Source organism: Actinobacillus indolicus, assembly GCF_004519515.1.
GTDB classification, from domain to species: domain Bacteria; phylum Pseudomonadota; class Gammaproteobacteria; order Enterobacterales; family Pasteurellaceae; genus Glaesserella; species Glaesserella indolica_A.
The window spans coordinates 1,506,462-1,525,000 of sequence record NZ_CP038145.1; the positions used below are offsets into that span (position 1 = coordinate 1,506,462).

Sequence of the window (18,539 nt, forward strand, 5' to 3'; positions counted from 1 at the left end):
AAAATGAGCCGAGATAATGTTTACCAATTTATTGATTTACCCCGTGTTGATCCGTCAAAGATTCCATTACACAGCCGTAAAACCGAATTTATTGAGATCTATCAGATTTTTAGTGATGCACAAGCAGAATCACAATCTGACCGCTGTTTAGAGTGCGGCAATCCCTACTGCCAACATAAATGCCCGTTACACAACAATATTCCCAACTGGCTACGTTTAGCAAAAGAAGGACGCATTATTGATGCCGCCGAGTTAGCTCACAGCACCAATAGCTTGCCGGAAGTCTGCGGACGCGTTTGCCCTCAAGACCGCTTGTGTGAAGGTTCTTGCACTTTAAATGCGGAATTCGGTGCAGTCACTATCGGTAATGTTGAAAAATACATCACCGAAAAAGCCTTTGAAATGGGCTGGCGACCAAGCGTGAAAAATGTACCGAAAGCCAATAAAAAAGTGGCGGTTATCGGCGCAGGCCCTGCCGGTTTAGGCTGTGCCGATGTATTGATCCGCAACGGTGTTGATGTTGTCGTGTATGAACGCCAACAAGAAATCGGGGGCTTGCTCACGTTCGGGATTCCGTCATTTAAATTGGAAAAAAATGTGATGAGCCGTCGCCGTGAGATTTTTAGTGAAATGGGCATTGAGTTTAAACTGGGTGTAGAAATCGGCAAAGATATCAGCCTTGACGATTTGGTGGCTCAATATGATGCCGTTTTCTTGGGTGTTGGCACCTATCAAGGTATGAAAGCCAACATTCCAAACGAACAAGCACAAGGCGTATATTCCGCTCTGCCATTTTTGATCGGCAATACACAACATTTGCTTGGCTTTGATGCCCCTGATTACGTGTCTATGGCGGACAAACGTGTCGTGGTACTTGGCGGTGGCGATACTGCAATGGACTGTGTGCGTACTTCGGTACGTCAAGGCGCGGCAGAAGTCACCTGCGTCTATCGTCGTGATGCCGCCAATATGCCGGGCAGCCGTAAGGAATACAGCAATGCCAAAGAAGAGGGTGTCGAGTTCCAATTCAACGCACAACCGGTGGAAATTGAAGCCGAACCGGTCGCGGTTGAAACCGATCATTCAGGCAAAGTGACGGGAATTAAAATCGTCAAAACCCAACTGGGTGAACCTGATGCGAATGGTCGTCGTCAAGCCGAAATCATTGAAGGCAGTGAGGAAGTGATTCCTTGTGATGCCGTTATCATCGCCTTCGGCTTCGCCCCACACGAAATGCCTTGGCTTGCCTCAATCGGTGTCACCACAGACAAACGTGGCAGAATTGCAACAACTGGCGAACTTAAACAACAAACTGCTAATCCAAAAGTCTTTGCTGGTGGTGATATTACCCGTGGTTCAGACCTTGTGGTTACCGCTGTTGCTGAAGGGCGTGATGCAGCACAGAGCATTATGGAGTATTTAGAAGTGTAGTAGATCAAGCGGTCAGATTTGATGAAAATTTTGCAAAATTTATCTCTGATCTGCCCGCTTGTTATTTTATTGAGAATAACTCGCATTTGTAAAAGTTTGTAAATGAACTTGTTTATTTAGGTGAGAATTATTATCATCTAACTACTTCAAAAATAATAGGTAATCACTCCAATTCTTACGCCTCATTCCCCCACAAAATGAGGCGTTTTTTTTCGCCTTTTTTCTTCGTTCTCCGCTATAATAGCCAGTATTTTTCGCATATAGTAAAAGGAATAATGATGACACAATCTATTGAAACCGTTCTCGCTGAACTTAAACGTGGCGTAGAAGATGTTTATTCAGAAGCAGATTTAATTGAGAAATTAAAAGAAAATCGTCCGTTACGCGTAAAACTTGGGGCAGATCCGACCGCTCCAGATATTCACTTAGGGCATACAGTCGTATTAAATAAACTTCGCCAATTCCAAAATTTTGGTCACGAAGTGATTTTCTTAATTGGTGACTTTACGGCAACAGTGGGCGATCCATCAGGTAAAAATACAACTCGTCCGCCACTTTCTCGTGAAGATGTACTACGCAACGCTGAAACTTATAAAGAGCAGATCTATAAAATTTTAGATCCACAAAAAACCCGTATTGTGTTTAACTCTGATTGGTTAGGCAAATTGGGTACGGTTGGTATGATTCGTTTAGCATCAAACTACACGGTGGCTCGTATGTTAGAGCGCGATGACTTCAAAAAACGTTTTGCTAACAACCAATCTATTGCCATTCACGAATTTATCTACCCATTATTGCAAGGTCACGACTCTGTGGCATTAGAGGCAGATATTGAGCTTGGCGGTACAGACCAAACCTTTAACTTATTGATTGGTCGTGAGTTACAAAAAGCAGCTGGGCAGAAGCCACAGGTCGCCATGACATTACCACTGCTTGTTGGTTTAGACGGCGAGAAAAAAATGTCGAAATCACTCGGTAACTATATCGGCGTTACCGAAGCACCAAACGAAATGTTCGGCAAAATTATGTCGATTTCTGATGAATTAATGTGGGATTGGTACAACTTACTTTCATTCCGCCCATTAACTGAAATTGCACAGTTAAAAGCCGATGTAGATGCAGGCAAAAACCCACGTGATGTGAAAATTTTATTGGCGAAAGAGATTATCGCTCGTTTCCATTCTGAAGCAGATGCAGATGCGGCGGAACAAGAGTTTATCAACCGCTTCCAAAAAGGTGCAATGCCAGATGAAATGCCTGAATTTACCTTTGAAGGTGAAATCGGTTTAGCAGCATTATTAAAAGAGGCTGGCTTAGTGCCTTCAACATCAGAAGCAATCCGTTCTGCACAACAAGGTGGCGTGAAAATTGACGGCGAAAAAGTGGATGATGTGAAACAAAATGCACAGAAAGGGACTTTTGTTTACCAAGTTGGTAAACGTAAGTTTGCGAGAGTGACTGTGAAATAATTAAATAGACATCATAGACAACATGGTTGCTAATGGATATTTTCAAGTATCCTTAGCAACTTTTTTACTCAAAATATCTTTTATAAACACAGCGCTCTTCCATTCACTCTATGATATGAATGAGAAATTCGTACCCGATTAATAGGGGGATTGTTATTGCAAATCAAATAACAAAAATTCCACATCATTATGAGCTGTCAATTCTAAGGCGCTTTCCTGACGAATACCTAACGCATCACTCCCTGATAGGCTTAAATCATTAACTGTTAAATTTCCTCGGACAACTTGTAGCCAATAATTTCGGTTCTTATCTAAGGTAATGTTTTCTGAGTGATTATTGGAATATTGATAACGCCATAATTTCATATCTTGATAGATTTTAAAGGAGTTTTCCTCCGCATCTGGCGATAGAATCAATGTCGCACCTTTCTTATCTTCAAATTTGCCTTGTGCATAGTGCGGTTGAATATTTTTCTGATTTGGAATAATCCATATCTGGTAAAGATGTAACGTTTCATCATGACTTGGATTTATTTCAGAATGATAAATACCTGAGCCCGCAGACATAATTTGAAATTCACCTGCATGAACCTCCGTTTGATTTCCCATGCTATCCTTATGCGCTACGCGTCCATTAAGTACATAAGTCAAAATTTCCATATCTTTGTGAGGATGCATTCCAAAGCCATTATCTGCAGCGATAAAATCTTCATTGATTACGCGTAAATGGGAAAAGTAGATATATTTTGGATCATAATAATTGGCAAAAGAGAAGGTGTGGTAGCTTTCTAACCAATCAAAAGAGCCATCACCTCGTTCATGTGCTTTACGTAGTTGTATCATCATTTACTCCTTATTGTTTTGTTGGATAAAGTTTACGTGATTTATCTCTAAGATAAAGTAAGGGATTGTAGATAAATTATTTACTTAAAAGAGATAATCGTAAATTCACTTGATCTTTTCTAGCGGAACAGTATCATTTCGCCTCTTTTTTACTGTTGGGTTCCCTCACCCCAATTCATACCACTTAAACAAAAAGGAACAATATGAACGTTATTGACTACTTTTCTGACGAGCAGAAACGTCGCTCGTTGTTGCTACTTGCACTTTTCCACATTTTTATCATTACAATCAGTAACTATTTAGTTCAGATTGCTTTTGAAATCCCTATTCCATTTACGGATAGCCGAATACCAACGACTTGGGGCACTTTTACTTTCCCCTTTATCTTTCTTGCGACAGATTTAACCGTTAGAGTATTTGGCGCACCACTTGCCCGTAAAATTATTTTAGCGGTCATGTTTCCCGCACTGATTGTGAGCTACGTGATTTCGGTGATTTTCTTTGAAGGACAATTTCAAGGCTTTGCTACGTTAGCGGAGTTTAATACTTTTGTATTCCGTATCGCATTGGCGAGCTTTGCTGGCTATGTCGTTGGGCAGTTAATGGATATTTTTGTATTTAACCGATTACGTCAAGGGAAAACATGGTGGCTTGCTCCTGCGAGTTCTACTATCTTCGGTAGCCTTATTGATACCTTTGTCTTTTTTGCCGTTGCTTTCTATAAAAGTAGCGATGAATATATGGCGGAGCATTGGTTTACGATTAGTACTGTGGATTATGCCTTTAAACTTTTTGTGAGTTTATTACTTTTCCTCCCACTTTATGGATTATTGCTGAATTTCTTAATCAAAAAGCTGAATTTAGCCATTCAATCATAATGTACAAGTGGTTAGTTTTGGTAAAAAATTTGCAAAAACTAACCGCTTGTTGATCTGTCGTGAATTATCTTGCCAAAGAGAGTATAATCTTTTCGATATTAATTTTAATGAGATGTAAAAATGAAAAATATTCCGATTAGAACACCTGAAGAAATTGAGAAATTACGTGTTGCTTGTAAGTTTGCCTCTGATATTTTGGTGATGATTGAGCCTTATGTGAAAGAGGGCATAACAACTGGGGAGTTGGATCGCATTTGCCATGAATATATTGAAAAAGAGCAACAGGCTATTCCTGCATGCTTGGGTTATCATGGCTATCCGAATGCGACTTGTATTTCTCTCAATGAAGTGGTTTGTCACGGTATTCCTCATCCAGATAAAAAATTAAAGAAAGGCGATATTCTCAATATTGATGTTACCGTTATTAAAGATGGCTATTTCGGTGATAATTCAAAAATGTATGTCGTTGGAGAGCCGAGTGTTAAAGACAAACGTTTACTTGAAGTGACGCTAGAATCTCTTTATATCGCATTGCGTACCGTTAAGCCAGGTATCCGTTTAAATCAAATTGGTAAAGTTATTCAACAATATGTTGAAAAAGAAGGCTTTTCTGTGGTGCGCGAATATTGTGGACATGGTATCGGTGATGAGTTCCACAGTGATCCGCAAGTGCTACATTATTATGCTGATGATGAAGGCGTTATTCTGCAAGAAGGTATGGTGTTTACCATTGAGCCTATGATCAACGCAGGAAAGAAAGAAATTCGCTTAATGGGCGATGGTTGGACTGTTAAAACTAAAGATCGTAGCCACTCAGCGCAGTATGAGCATCAAATTGTGATTACAAAAGATGGGTGTGAAATTTTAACTATTCGCGATGAAGAAATCGCGTCAGGACGAATTACTCGCTTTATGAAAAATGCTTAATAAATAAAAGGGCATCGCAGATAAAATGGCATAGTAGACAAAATGGTTGCTAAAAAGTGGCTTAAAGCCTTATATTACGGGCTTTAAGCCACTTTTTTGAATTATGAACCCAAAAAATGTCATTTTTGCCACAGTAGCGACATTCGCAAACATGGTATAAGAAATAATATTCAACGCTATAAATGCAATGCCTGTAATAAAACATTTACCCTTAAAAAGAAATTAAATCCAATAAATATTTGGAATGATTATTCAATAGGAAAACAAACCTATAAACACCTTGCCGAAAAATATCATTGTTCAATTAGAACAATTCAAAGATATCTCGAAAAAGCCCCTAAAACAGCATTAAATCCACCACTATCACGTTATTTGAATATTATTGCGGATACCACCTTCTTTGGTCGTGAATTTGGTATTTTAGTCTTGATAGATTCGCTTTCTAAAAAAGTGGTTTACCATCGTGTCATCAAAACGGAAAAAGATGTTTATTACAGGATAGCATTTAATTCACTTCGTATGAAAGGCTATAGAATTCAATCAATTACCTGCGACGGCAGACGGGGTTTATTGAAAGATTTATTGAATACACCGACACAAATGTGCCACTTTCATATGGTAGCTATTGTGATGAGAGCATTACGAAAAAAGCATCAGTCTATGGCAGGAAAAGAATTAAAAATTATTGCATTGACACTTAAGCAAAGTTCTAAAAAAGACTTCTATTTACGATTACATCATTGGTATTTAAAACATAAAGCATTTTTAGAAGAACGGTCAGATAAGCCGAATGAAAAGGGCTATTATCCTTATAAACATCGGAATGTAAGAAGTGCTTATCATAGTTTTAAACGTTATATGGATTATTTATTTACCTATGAAAAGTATGGCGATTTAAATATCGAAAAAACGACAAATAGACTTGAAAACTTATTTGGACAACTAAAGGAAAAATTATCGCATCATGCAGGATTAACGAAAAGGCATAAGATTATGTTTATAAAGGATTTTTTAAATAAAAAGAGTTGCTAAGAATAATTAAAAATATTCATTAGCAACCACTTTGTCATATAGGCATAGTTTTTACGAAATTAGCAACCATTTTGTCTACTATGCCGATAAAATTACTAATAGATATTTTAATATTCTTAGTTATTATTTTATTTGCAATGCCTTATTTCAAAGCTATTTTCTTATTCAACTTCACCGCAGAATCGATAACCTTCACCATGAATGGTCACAATAATTTCTGGTGTATTCGGGTGATCTTCAAAATGCTTACGAATACGGCGAATCGTGACATCTACGGTACGATCGTGCGGTTTAAGTTCACGCCCTGTCATACGTTTAAGTAAATCTTCTCGGGTTTGAATCTTGCCTGGATTTTCACAGAAATGGAGCAACGCTCTAAACTCAGAACGAGGCAATTTAATGTGAACCCCTTCAGGATTGATAAGACTTCGACTATTGACATCTAATGTCCAGCCATTAAAACAATAATTTTCGTTAGACTGAGCAGTATCTTTATTTTGCTTATCTCTTTCTGCCATCGTACGTTGTAATAGATTTCTTGCACGAATCGTCAATTCTCTCGGATTAAATGGCTTGGTAATATAGTCATCTGCACCAATTTCTAATCCAAGGATCTTATCTACTTCGTTATCACGCCCAGTCAAAAACATCAACGCAATATCGGTATTTTCACGCAATTCTCGTGCTAACATCAACCCATTTTTCCCTGGCAAATTAATATCCATAATCACAAGATGAATGGTTTGGCTATCTAGAATTGCGTGCATTTCATTACCGTCTGTTGCTTCAAAGACGTCATAACCTTCCGCTTCAAAAACACTTTTTAATGTATTACGGGTAACGATTTCATCTTCAACAATGAGAATTTGTGGGTTTTGCATTCTATCACCTTATTTCACACAATAAATCACTACAACAAGAACGTTGCAAATTGAGCTATTCTACTTAGCATTTCCACGCTTCGGAATAGCTTATTTTGTATTTGCTTGGCTTTAATCAAATTCCCTACAATTATTAATAGAATTGTAGTTGATTTGTTTAATTTTTGTTAAAGCGATAGATATTCTACTTGTAATTCAAACAGATGCCAAGCAAGAGATTTCGTCATGGATTGATGACTTAAAATCGCGCTTCGCTCTGCAAATATAATTCGACTTACATTAGCCCCTTCTAACCCCTGCATACGACGGAAATTTAATGCACTTTGTAAAGGTAAGAAACTTGGATTAAAGGCTGCATTCTCTACATAACGTCCTGTAATAATATGCTCACCACATTGTAACGCCACGCCACTTACTGCCTGACTATAAGGCGCATAGGCCAAATTTGCTGCAGAGATTGCGGCTTGTTCTAACGCATCGCCACTTGGCGTAAAACCATTATATTGTTGGTCAAATAAAACATGATCAATATTTAAATCTTTCGGGCCAAAGGCATCTGGAAGATAACTATGAAGTAAATTATTTTGACTATGAGGTAAATGAATCTTTAACTGGCTTGCGCTGTTAAGTTCATTCATAAATTGACGACAATGCCCACATGGGGTGTAATTCACCACCATATCAGTGAGTCCATCCTCACCCGCTATTAACGCGTGAGATATAGCACTTTGCTCTGCATGAACAGATTGCTGTATTGCATCACATTCAAATTCTTGATTTGCACCAAAATAGAATGTGCCTGATTTTCCTATTGCAACGGCACCAACATAAAAATGAGAAACCGGTACTCGAGCATAGCATGCGGCAACAGGTAAGCAAGCCAAAGCTAATTCAATGGGAGAGACTTGAAACTCCTGACACCACTGAGCTACTAATTCTGATGAAATAACCCCTTTCGATTTTTGTAATGTTATTTGTTCAATAACACGATGCACTATGGGTGATTGGCTTTCTGCCATCAACTGAATAATACGTTCTTGAATATCCATCATACTTGGCATAATTCACTCCTTTCATATCAAAATTTCTTTTTATTATAACTACAAATCAAAATACCAACTGTGATCAGGATCGCACTGATAAGATGAAATACTTTAACTGGTTCATTTAACAACAAGATACTAAACAATGCTGCAAATAGTGGTGTGAAATTGGTCATTACCGCACCTTTGGCTGAGCCAACAATCGCAATCCCAAAATTCCAAAAGGCATAAGAGAGAATCGACGGGCCTATTATCAAATAGCCAATACCACTCCATTGTAAAGCGGTTAGATTCGGCAAAAGTTTTGCAGATTCTTGGATAAATTCGTAAATAAAGAGTGGCGTTAATACAAATACGGCTAATCCAACTAACCAAGTTAAAAAGGCAGAATGGCTAATATTGTTAGGTTTTAAACGAATGATACAACAATAGACAGCCCAGCTTATTGCGGAGGCGATTGTCCATAAATCACCATGATTTACCGTTAATGTCAGTAAATGTTCTAGGTTTCCTTGAGTTAATAGCCAAAATACGCCAATTAAACTGATGACTGCCCCAACGAAAATCACAGGGTTAATTTTTTCTTTAAAGACAAGCCGATTTAAGAACAGCACTAATACAGGCACGACGGCGAGATACAAGCTCGCATTTAACGATGAGGTCGTTTTTAATCCTTGATATAAGGTGGCAGGGAATAAGACTACTCCCAATATCCCTAAGCTAAGCATTACCCAAAAGGATGATTTTACCTGTGAAAAGGCTTGAATTGCTGGGCGATAAAAGAGGAAAAAAAGAATCAGAAATGCAGGTAACCAGCGTAAATAAGTAAGGGTGATCGGGGGAATAACGCCGCTTAAGATTTTCCCTAGCACAAAATTACCACCCCAAAAGAGAGTTGCCATGATTAAACTGGCATAGCCTAAACGTAGGTTAAGCACATTTACCTCGCTCAACAATTACCCCTACACTTGAGGCTTGTGCAACGGCTTTAGGTTTATGCAGTTCAATTCTAAGCCATTGAATCGCATATTCTTTTTGAAGAAGATCCGCCACACGATAAGCCACGGTTTCAACGAGTTTAAAGGGTGTTGATTCGACAAAATCGATAATCTTCTGCGATACTTCCGCATAGTTTAAGCAGTATTGCACATCATCATCTGCGACAGCTCGGCTAAAATCCCACGCCATTTCAATATTGAAAACTAAACGTTGTTTAATAGTATGTTCCCAATCATAAGCCCCAATCGAAGCAAAGGTCGTAAGTTCGTGAATAAAAACTTTATCAGTCATCGGATCTTTCCTTGTTTTTCTTTTTGAAAGTTAGGGTAGAATATAGCACAAAGTAGGTAACAAATAAGGGAAAAAAATGAGCGTTATCGCCTATTTACTCATTCTTGGGGCATATTTGCTCGGTTCTATTTCAAGTGCTGTCATTTTTTGCAAATTGGCGGGGCTACCCGATCCACGAGAACACGGCTCACATAACCCCGGAGCAACAAATGTCTTACGCATCGGCGGAAAATTATCGGCATTAGGCGTGCTATTTGCGGATATTTTAAAGGGAATGTTGCCCGTTTCACTTGGATTCTATTTTGAATTACCGACATCTGTCATCGGCTTTATCGCATTAGCGGCCTGTCTTGGACATATCTTCCCGATTTTCTTTAAGTTTCAAGGGGGGAAAGGCGTTGCCACTGCATTTGGGGCTATCATTCCAATGGGATATGCGATCTCAGGAGCAGCGGTTGGCACTTGGTTATTGGTCTTTTTAATTTCAGGCTATTCATCGCTAAGTGCCGTTATCACGGCGCTTGTTGTCCCTGCTTATGTATGGTGGTTTAAGCCTGAATTAACCTTCCCTGTCGCCTTAGTATGCTGCTTATTGGTTTATCGTCATCACGATAATATTCAACGTTTATGGCGTGGACAAGAAGATAAGATTTGGAAAAAACTAAGAAAATAATTAAATAGGCATAGAGGACAAAAATGGATGATAATTAGTAAAATAATTAAAACCAGTGCTTTGACCTACTATGCCAGCTTGTCGTAAAAGTCTAACTTTTTATTGTTTATCGCCAATTAACACAGATTCTAAAGCGATTTCAATCATATCGTTGAATGTTAATTGACGCTCTTCTGCGGTGGTTTGTTCGTGCGTACGGATATGGTCTGAAACAGTACAGATGGTTAATGCTTTTGCACCAAACTCTGCCGCTACGCCGTAGATACCGGCAGCTTCCATTTCAACACCTAAAATGCCGTATTTCTCTATAACATCAAACATTGATGGATCTGGCGTATAGAAAAGATCTGCAGAGAATAAATTACCCACACGAACATTGACACCTTTTTCTTTCGCTGCTTGAACAGCTGCTGCTGTCATATCGAAATCAGCAATAGCTGCAAAGTCGTGATCTTTAAAACGCATACGGTTTACTTTAGAATCGGTACAAGCACCAACACCAATAACTACTTCACGTAATTTCACATCTTGGCGAACTGCACCACAAGAACCAACACGAATAATTTTTTTCACGCCATATTCGGTGATTAACTCTTTTGCATAGATTGAGCAAGATGGAATACCCATACCGTGTCCCATCACAGAGATACGACGGCCTTTGTAGGTGCCTGTGTAACCGAACATATTACGGACATTGGTGACTTGTTCAGCGTTTTCTAAGAAAGTTTCAGCGATATATTTAGCACGAAGTGGGTCACCTGGCATTAAAACAACATCGGCAAATGCACCAGCAGGTGCGTTAATATGTGGAGTCATAGTCTGTTCCTCTTTTGTTTGTTGAGAGATTAATATCCCGTTACATTTTGATTTACTTGCCCATCATTTAGGGTAGCAAGTAAGTTGGCTAATAAACTGGATGCACCAAAACGGAAATGTGCTTGGTTAATCCAATCTTTTCCTAAAATTTCAGCTGCTAATGCAAGGTACTGCTCAGATTCTTCGGTTGTTTTTACACCGCCTGCGGCTTTAAAACCAACGCTATCCGCAACGCCTAAGTCACGAATCGTTTCTAGCATAATACGAGCAGATTCAAGGGTTGCATTCACAGGCACTTTACCCGTTGACGTTTTGATAAAATCTGCCCCTGCTTTAATTGAAATTTCACTCGCTTTGCGAATCAATTCTGCAGTTTTTAGTTCGCCCGATTCAATAATCACTTTTAAAGTCACATGAGCTTCTGCACAAACAGCTTTACATTGTTTGACTAATTCAAACCCAACTTGTTCATTTCCAGCCATTAATGCGCGATATGGGAAAACCACATCGACTTCGTCAGCACCGTAAGCCACAGCCGCTTTTGTTTCTGCCACAGCAATTTCAACATCATCGTTACCATGTGGGAAGTTTGTAACCGTTGCAATTTTGACTTGTTCTGTACCTTGCGCTTTTAAGGTTTTACGTGCGATAGGCACAAAGCGTGGGTAAACACAAACCGCCGCAGGCGTACCAAATTTGGTGTTGCCTTGTTGGCATAAGGTAATCACTTTTTCATCTGTGTCATTATCGTTTAATGTAGTTAAATCCATTAAAGATAAGGCTTGTTGTGCAATTTGTTTTAAATTCATTGTTAGACTCCTCTTTTATTCAGAAAAAGCAAACGTTTAACTAGGCTATAAATGACAACACCACAGTTTCCTGTGGTGTTGAGTATTCATTTTATGGAATAGATTATAACACAGCTCCACCGAGACCGATAAATAATCCTGCAATTGCTGCACTCATTAAGTTAGAAAGAGAACCTGCAAGTACTGCTTTTAAACCCATGCGAGCAACATCACTACGACGATTTGGTGCCATACCACCTAAACCACCGATTAAGATAGCGATTGAACTAAAGTTTGCGAAACCACAAAGTGCAAAGGTAATAATTGCAATGGTTTTTTCACTTAATACAACGGTTGATTCAGGTTTTAAGTAGTTAACAAAGTCAACATAAGCAACGAATTCGTTAATTACTAATTTTTGTCCGATTAATGAACCTGCAACTTGTGCTTCAGCACCCCATGGAACACCGATAACCCAAGCTAATGGTTGGAATACATAGCCAAATAATGATTGTAAGGTTACGCCTTCAAAGCCAACTAAGCCACCAATCCAGCCAATTAAACCATTTAACATGGCAATTAATGCAACGAATGAAATTAACATCGCACCCACATTCATCGCTAATTGCATACCAGAGAAGGTACCTACTGCTGCCGCTTCAATTACATTAGACGGTTTGTCTTCAATATCTTCTTCTGCTAATTCATCTTTAAATGTTTCAGCTTGTGGATGAAGAATCTTAGCAAATAATAAACCGCCCGGTGCAGCCATGAATGATGCCGCAATTAAATAAGTTAATGGAACACCCATACCCGCGTAGCTAATCATCACGGCACCCGCTACAGACGCAACACCACCACACATTACTGCGAATAATTCAGAGTTAGTCATTGATTTAATGTATGGTTTAACTAATAAAGGTGCTTCTGTTTGACCTACGAAGATATTTGCAGCTGCAGACATAGATTCTGGTTTTGATGTGCCTAATACTTTTTGTAATGCACCACCGAGAATACGGATGACAAATTGCATAATACCTAAATAGTAGAGAACAGAAATAAGTGCAGAGAAGAAGATGATAGGAGGAAGAACACGGAGTGCGAAGACGAAACCACCGCCACCGAAGACTTCAAACATCTTATCGCTTACTAAGCCACCGAATAAGAAGCTGATACCATCATTACTATAGCCAATTACTGCGCTAACACCTTCAGCAGCAGCAAGTAAAGCTTGACGGCCAGCAGGGACATAAAGAATCAATGCACCAATACCAATTTGGATGGCTAACGCACCAAATACAGTACGAAAGTTAATTGCTTTCTTATTATTAGAAAATAAGAATGCAATGAAAAGGAGTGCTGCAATGCCTACAAGGCTCATTAATGCATCCATTTTGAAACTACCTCTAAATGTGAAAATTGATGTTAATTTTTATATACAAAAATCAACGGGTAAAAAAGTTCCGTAACTATACAGATTTTTTTTGTCAAAATCTTCAGTTTTTTCTTTTCTTGATAGAAAAGTCAGAGGCAAAATAAAAAAATTTGATCCACATCTCACTTTTTAATGCTATTGATTGCATTACTTCATTTGTAGGGGTATGCTTTGGAGCAAATTTTCTTTTTGCTTAATGCTAATGGAGTTTTTATGTCGAGATTAACCAAACAACAAATTTTAGAACAATTAAAAAATGGTTTAATTGCTTCTTGCCAACCTGTTGATGACGGTCCGATGGACTCGCCAGAGATTGTTGCAGCAATGGCAAAAGCATCAGTCATTGGCGGAGCAGCAGGGCTTCGTATTGAAGGCATTGATAATTTAAAAGCCGTGCGTAAAGTCGTTGATGTGCCGATTGTCGGTATCGTAAAACGTGATTTACCTGACAGCCCTGTTCGTATCACACCATTCTTACAAGATATTGATGATTTATATCACGCAGGGGCAGATATTATTGCCTTTGATGGTACTGATCGTGTCCGTCCAACCACGATTGAAGCTTGTGCAAGACGTATCCAAGAGTTAGGGGCAATGTCAATGGCAGACTGCTCAAACTACAAAGAAGGTATGTATTGCCAAGAGTTAGGTGTAGATTTAATTGGTAGCACAATGTCAGGCTATACCGGCGGTGAAACCCCTGATGAGCCAGATGTACAACTGGTGCGTGATTTAGTTGCCAGTGGTTGTCGTGTAATGGCTGAAGGGCGTTACAACACCCCTGAGCTTGCGGCAGTTGCGATTGAAAATGGAGCTTATGCCGTGACAGTCGGCTCGGCATTAACTCGCCTTGAGCATATCGTAAGCTGGTTTGTGACCGCTATTGATAATCGCAAAACAGGAGCCTAATATGACCGCTTGTTTAGCCATTGATGTGGGTGGAACCAAAATCGCCGCTGCTCTTGTTACCTTAAAGGGAAAAGAAGCAATAGTGGCAGAACGTATACAAATTCACACACCACAAAATCCAAGTGCGGAAGCCCTAGACAGTGCTTTGGCACAAATTTTAACGCAGTTCAAAGGGAAATTTGATCAGGTTTCGGTGGCTTCAACGGGAATTATTCAAAAAGGCATTCTAACCGCACTTAACCCGAAAAATTTAGGTAATTTAGCGTTCTTTCCCCTTGAGCAAAGTGTTGCCAAGCATACGGATAAACCAATTACCTTGTTAAATGATGCTCAAGCGGCAGGTTGTGCAGAATTTTTACGTCAAGATGATATTGAAAATTTTGCCTTTATTACCGTATCCACAGGTGTTGGGGGCGGCATTATCTTAAATCGCAAGCTCTTTACAGGTACAAACGGTATCGCAGGGCATATTGGACATAGCCTTGCTGATCCGAATGGGGAAGTATGTGGCTGTGGACGTGTTGGCTGTGTTGAAGCGGTAGCCGCAGGTCGAGCGATTGCTCGTGATGCATCTAAATGGGATAATCCGTGCGAACCGCCTGAAGTGTTTGAACGCTTTAGAGCAGGTGATCAACAAGCGGTCAGATTAGTGGAAAAATCTGCAAAAGCGATTGCTCACTTAATCGCAGATCTTAAAATTAGCCTTGATATTCAACGTGTTGCTTTAGGTGGAAGCGTGGGATTAGCAGAAGGTTATTTAGAAAAGGTGAAACAATTTCTTGCGGAAATGCCTGAAATTTATCGCCCTGATGTTGTGCCTGCGTATTATGCCCAAGATGCTGGATTGATAGGTGCAGCTTGGTGGGCAGAAAATCAACATTGTTAATTTTTTGATTTAAGTAGGATCTGATAAGGAAAAAATCAGATCCTATTTATTTTGTAACAAAGTTTGCTACAATCCTCCCCATGATGTATTCGGAGGCAAAATGCAAGTTGTAACAAAGCTCATACCTACCAAACTGATTTCAAGTAAATCAACTCACAACCCACGCTCAGCAAATCAAAATATTGAGCGTAGTGAGCTTTTGAAAAAACTTGCAACTTCCCAACATTATCCTCTTACTGTTGTTATCGCTCCGGCTGGTTATGGCAAAACAACGTTGGTTTCTCAATGGAAAGAGCGTTTACTTGCAAAGAATGAGCCAGTTGCTTGGTTAGCTTTAGATGAAAGCGATAATAATGCGGAACAGTTTTGTCACTATTTTTCTTCTGCATTGGCAAAAGCCACGGGTATTTCGTTAACGGGCATTACTTATAAAACTAATTTAGTCGATTACTTGGGACAGCTATTAGTTTTGTTAGATAGCGTTCCTCGCCATTTTTATCTGATTATTGATGATTACCACCTAATTGAAAATCCAGAAATCCATGATGCACTTCGTTTTTGGTTGAAACATCAACCCGACACGATGAGCCTTGTGCTACTTTCTCGCCTTACTCCTCCGTTAAGTATTACTAATTTACGAATTCATGAAAAATTACTCGAAATCGATGTTCATCAGCTTGCCTTTACACCAGCAGAAACGCGCCAATTTTTCGAGCAAAAGCTAAACGAGCCTCTTAGTGATGAGGTTATTTTCGCTTTATGTGAGCGAGTAGAAGGGTGGGCAACGGCACTTCAACTAATGACATTTGCGATTAAGCAGAATGCGGAGCTTTTACAGTTCCCAGAAAAACTATTAACAAAGCTTAATCAGCAGCATATTGCTGACTATCTCAATGAAGAGGTTTTTCATTATGTCGATCCTGAAATCAAACGCTTTATGCAACGTTGTGCGATTTTACGTTCAATGAATGAAAAGCTGGTCGTGGCACTTACTCAAGATGAAAACGGGGTCAAGCGGTTAGATGAACTAGAAAAATTGGGATTATTCATCACACGAATGACCCACGATGATGAAGAAATTTGGTGGAAATTTCACCCGATTTTAGCCGCCTATCTCTCGCAAAGTTGTCGCTTAGAATTACCGAACGAATGGCAACAGCTACACCAAACTGCCGCCATGATGTGGCTAAAATTGGGCTATGGTTCAGAAGCACTCTATCATGCGCAAATGTTAGATGATCCTCAAATGCTCTATCAAATATTACAGGAACATGGCTGGGCCTTATTCCATCAAGGGCAACTGAAATTATTAGAAGATTGTTTAGGTCATTTGCCTTCTACACAATTATGGCAAGATGAAAATTTAGTGCTTTTAAAAGCATGGCTTGCCCAGAGCCAGCATCGCCATCAAGAAGTAACGGGGATTTTGCAAAAATTTCAACCAAAGTCACCGCTTACAGAAAGTCTACAAGGGCGATTTGATGCACTTCGAGCGCAAGTGGCAATTAATGCAGGGGATGAAGAGCAAGCCTATGTGCTTGCTAATCAAGCGCTGGCTAATTTATCCGATGAATTTGGTTACGCACAAATTGTGGCAACCTCAGTTATTGGTGAAGCTCAACATTGTCGAGGTTACTTAAAAGAAGGGCTATCTTTAATGCAAAAAGTAGAAAAGATGGCTACCAGTCAGCGAGCCTATCATCATTGGCTTTGGTCGAAATTGCAACAATCCGAAATCCTGTCTGCCCAAGGTTTTTGGCAATCGGCCTATGATTTATTAAAAGAAACCACTTTACAAACTAAAGAGTTTCATCAAATCCCGATGAATGAATTTTTGCTACGCTTAAAAGGGCAAATTCTATGGGAATGGCATCATCTTGACCAAGCCGAAGCAATGGCGAATGCAGGGATCGAGGTGTTAGACAAGGAAGAAGAACGTATTCAAAGCCTTGCCTTATTAGCCAAAATTTCCCTAACCAAAGGTGACTTAAACAATGCAGAGCGTCTGATTGAGCAGTGCCGAATGCTACTGGCTCGTTGTTCACCCCATAAAGATTGGGTAACGGCACTTGATGAAATCCAGCTGATCTATTGGCAAATGCGTAATGAAACTCGCTATTTAGAAGGCTGGCTTGCTCAAGCGAATTTCCCTAGCCAAGAGCATAACCACTTTACCCAACGCCAATGGCGGAATATTGCCCGCTGTTACTTACTACAAGAAGATTACGAACAAGCGTTGCGTATTCTCAACAGCTTACTACGGACTACTGCGATTTTTAATTTAGTGAGTGATAGCCAACGCGCGTTAATTTTGCGTAATCGGGTTTATATGTTACAAGGAAAGCCTGATTTGGCTCAGCGTGATTTAATTCAAGCCTTGAATTTGAGTCAACAGACAAATTTTATTAGCGCATTTGTTATTGAAGGGGATCTGATAGCGCAACAAATTCGACACTTGTTGCAACTTAATGTATTAGAAGAACTTTCTACCCATAAAGCCCAATTTATTTTGCGCAGTATAAATCAGCATAATCGCCATAAAATTGCACATTTTGATGAGGAGTTTGTCAAAAACTTGCTTGCCAATCCACAAGTGCCAGAACTGCTCAAAATCAGTCCGCTTACTCAACGAGAATGGCAAGTGTTAGGGTTAATTTATTCAGGTTATAGCAACGAACAGATCTCTCAAGAACTGGTGGTCGCAATGACTACCATCAAAACCCATATACGCAATCTCTATCAGAAAATCGGTGTGGCAAATCGAGCAGAGGCTATAGAATATACACGAAGTTTACTAAGAATGATGGGATATAACTAAATTTGCAAAAAATTGCGGTGATCTTACCGCTTGTAAAAGTAAAAGTGCTATTCATTTGAATAGCACTTTATGTATGAAGGTTAGAATTTCGCTAAAAGCATTGCTTCTAATTTCTCTTGGTCAATCGCAAATTTACGGATACCTTCCGCTAATTTCTCAACTGCCATCGCATCTTGGTTGTGTTCCCAATAGAATTCTGCTTCAGTCATTGGCGTTGGGCGAGCTTTCACTTCACCTTTGTACTCTAATTTACGCACTAATGGTGCTTCGCTTTCTTGTAACTCTTTTAATAATGCTGGAGCAATCGTCAAGCGGTCACAACCGGCTAATTCTGTGATTTCACCTGCGTTACGGAAACTTGCACCCATCACTACTGTGTTATAGCCGTGTTGTTTGTAGTAGTTATAGATTGAAGTCACT

The 18,539-nt window shown here is 39.4% G+C and carries 18 protein-coding genes (1 of these 18 only partly in view); 9 read left to right on the forward strand and 9 right to left on the reverse strand.

Features of this window, described 5'->3' with window-relative positions; genetic code table 11:
* Window positions 1-3 precede the first annotated feature (3 nt).
* Together EXH44_RS07475 and tyrS are read left to right on the forward strand one after the other, a co-directional pair.
* Window positions 4-1,431 (forward strand): FAD-dependent oxidoreductase, encoded by a 1,428-nt coding sequence (locus EXH44_RS07475; RefSeq protein WP_162856921.1) that lies wholly within the window; start codon window positions 4-6, stop codon window positions 1,429-1,431.
* Between the two features lie 278 nt (window positions 1,432-1,709).
* Window positions 1,710-2,900 (forward strand): tyrosine--tRNA ligase, encoded by a 1,191-nt coding sequence (tyrS, locus tag EXH44_RS07480; RefSeq protein WP_162856922.1) that lies wholly within the window; start codon window positions 1,710-1,712, stop codon window positions 2,898-2,900.
* Window positions 2,901-3,053: 153 nt separating this feature from the next.
* Here the strand turns inward: tyrS and EXH44_RS07485 are convergent, their stop codons facing one another.
* Window positions 3,054-3,743, reverse strand: a complete 690-nt coding sequence (locus EXH44_RS07485; RefSeq protein WP_162857551.1) for a pirin family protein — start codon at window positions 3,741-3,743, stop codon at window positions 3,054-3,056.
* 203 nt (window positions 3,744-3,946) lie between these two features.
* Between EXH44_RS07485 and EXH44_RS07490 the strand changes: the two genes are divergently transcribed.
* The 3 genes from EXH44_RS07490 to EXH44_RS07500 all read left to right on the forward strand — a co-directional run bounded on the left by EXH44_RS07490 (window position 3,947) and on the right by EXH44_RS07500 (window position 6,580).
* Window positions 3,947-4,621, forward strand: a complete 675-nt coding sequence (locus tag EXH44_RS07490; protein WP_162856923.1) for a 7-cyano-7-deazaguanine/7-aminomethyl-7-deazaguanine transporter — start codon at window positions 3,947-3,949, stop codon at window positions 4,619-4,621.
* A gap of 120 nt (window positions 4,622-4,741) precedes the next feature.
* On the forward strand, window positions 4,742-5,548 hold the full coding sequence (gene map, locus EXH44_RS07495) for a type I methionyl aminopeptidase (RefSeq protein ID WP_162856924.1): 807 nt from the start codon (window positions 4,742-4,744) through the stop codon (window positions 5,546-5,548).
* Between the two features lie 96 nt (window positions 5,549-5,644).
* On the forward strand, window positions 5,645-6,580 hold the full coding sequence (locus tag EXH44_RS07500; RefSeq protein ID WP_244238717.1) for an IS256 family transposase, variant Zn-binding type: 936 nt from the start codon (window positions 5,645-5,647) through the stop codon (window positions 6,578-6,580).
* 161 nt (window positions 6,581-6,741) lie between these two features.
* Here EXH44_RS07500 and arcA read toward each other — a convergent pair whose 3' ends face one another.
* The 4 genes from arcA to folB all read right to left on the reverse strand — a co-directional run bounded on the left by arcA (window position 6,742) and on the right by folB (window position 9,794).
* Window positions 6,742-7,461, reverse strand: coding sequence for a two-component system response regulator ArcA (arcA, locus tag EXH44_RS07505; RefSeq protein WP_162856925.1), 720 nt, complete (start codon window positions 7,459-7,461; stop codon window positions 6,742-6,744).
* Window positions 7,462-7,628: 167 nt separating this feature from the next.
* Complete coding sequence (cdd, locus tag EXH44_RS07510; RefSeq protein WP_162856926.1) at window positions 7,629-8,522, reverse strand: cytidine deaminase; 894 nt, start codon at window positions 8,520-8,522, stop codon at window positions 7,629-7,631.
* Window positions 8,523-8,539: 17 nt separating this feature from the next.
* Window positions 8,540-9,406 carry a DMT family transporter gene (locus EXH44_RS07515; RefSeq protein ID WP_162857553.1) on the reverse strand — a complete coding sequence of 289 codons (867 nt, stop codon included), beginning with the start codon at window positions 9,404-9,406 and terminating at the stop codon, window positions 8,540-8,542.
* Window positions 9,407-9,434: 28 nt separating this feature from the next.
* On the reverse strand, window positions 9,435-9,794 hold the full coding sequence (gene folB / locus EXH44_RS07520; protein WP_162856927.1) for a dihydroneopterin aldolase: 360 nt from the start codon (window positions 9,792-9,794) through the stop codon (window positions 9,435-9,437).
* Window positions 9,795-9,870: 76 nt separating this feature from the next.
* Here folB and plsY point away from each other — a divergent pair, with 76 nt between their 5' ends.
* On the forward strand, window positions 9,871-10,467 hold the full coding sequence (gene plsY, locus EXH44_RS07525) for a glycerol-3-phosphate 1-O-acyltransferase PlsY (protein ID WP_162856928.1): 597 nt from the start codon (window positions 9,871-9,873) through the stop codon (window positions 10,465-10,467).
* 99 nt (window positions 10,468-10,566) lie between these two features.
* On the opposite strand, the gene deoD is transcribed toward plsY, so the two are convergent.
* The 3 genes from deoD to EXH44_RS07540 form a co-directional block, all read right to left on the reverse strand.
* The gene (gene deoD, locus EXH44_RS07530) at window positions 10,567-11,283 is read right to left on the reverse strand and encodes a purine-nucleoside phosphorylase (RefSeq protein WP_162856929.1); all 717 of its coding nucleotides are present in this window, start codon (window positions 11,281-11,283) and stop codon (window positions 10,567-10,569) included.
* 29 nt (window positions 11,284-11,312) lie between these two features.
* Window positions 11,313-12,092: a deoxyribose-phosphate aldolase gene (gene deoC / locus EXH44_RS07535; protein ID WP_162856930.1), complete on the reverse strand. Its 780-nt coding sequence runs from the start codon at window positions 12,090-12,092 to the stop codon at window positions 11,313-11,315.
* Window positions 12,093-12,195: 103 nt separating this feature from the next.
* Entirely contained in the window at window positions 12,196-13,464 is a 1,269-nt protein-coding gene (locus tag EXH44_RS07540) for a NupC/NupG family nucleoside CNT transporter (protein WP_162856931.1), read from the reverse strand.
* A 255-nt stretch (window positions 13,465-13,719) separates the two neighbouring features.
* Between EXH44_RS07540 and EXH44_RS07545 the strand changes: the two genes are divergently transcribed.
* The 3 genes from EXH44_RS07545 to malT all read left to right on the forward strand — a co-directional run bounded on the left by EXH44_RS07545 (window position 13,720) and on the right by malT (window position 18,119).
* Window positions 13,720-14,415 carry an N-acetylmannosamine-6-phosphate 2-epimerase gene (locus EXH44_RS07545; RefSeq protein WP_021117340.1) on the forward strand — a complete coding sequence of 232 codons (696 nt, stop codon included), beginning with the start codon at window positions 13,720-13,722 and terminating at the stop codon, window positions 14,413-14,415.
* Between the two features lies 1 nt (window position 14,416).
* The gene (locus tag EXH44_RS07550) at window positions 14,417-15,301 is read left to right on the forward strand and encodes an N-acetylmannosamine kinase (RefSeq protein WP_162856932.1); all 885 of its coding nucleotides are present in this window, start codon (window positions 14,417-14,419) and stop codon (window positions 15,299-15,301) included.
* Window positions 15,302-15,401: 100 nt separating this feature from the next.
* Window positions 15,402-18,119, forward strand: a complete 2,718-nt coding sequence (gene malT, locus EXH44_RS07555) for an HTH-type transcriptional regulator MalT (RefSeq protein WP_162856933.1) — start codon at window positions 15,402-15,404, stop codon at window positions 18,117-18,119.
* An 80-nt stretch (window positions 18,120-18,199) separates the two neighbouring features.
* Here the strand turns inward: malT and tal are convergent, their stop codons facing one another.
* Window positions 18,200-18,539, reverse strand: the 3' end of a protein-coding gene (gene tal, locus EXH44_RS07560; protein WP_162856934.1) for a transaldolase. Its footprint extends 611 nt past the window's final position; the window shows 340 of its 951 coding nt (coding positions 612-951); its start codon lies beyond the right edge, outside the window; its stop codon occupies window positions 18,200-18,202.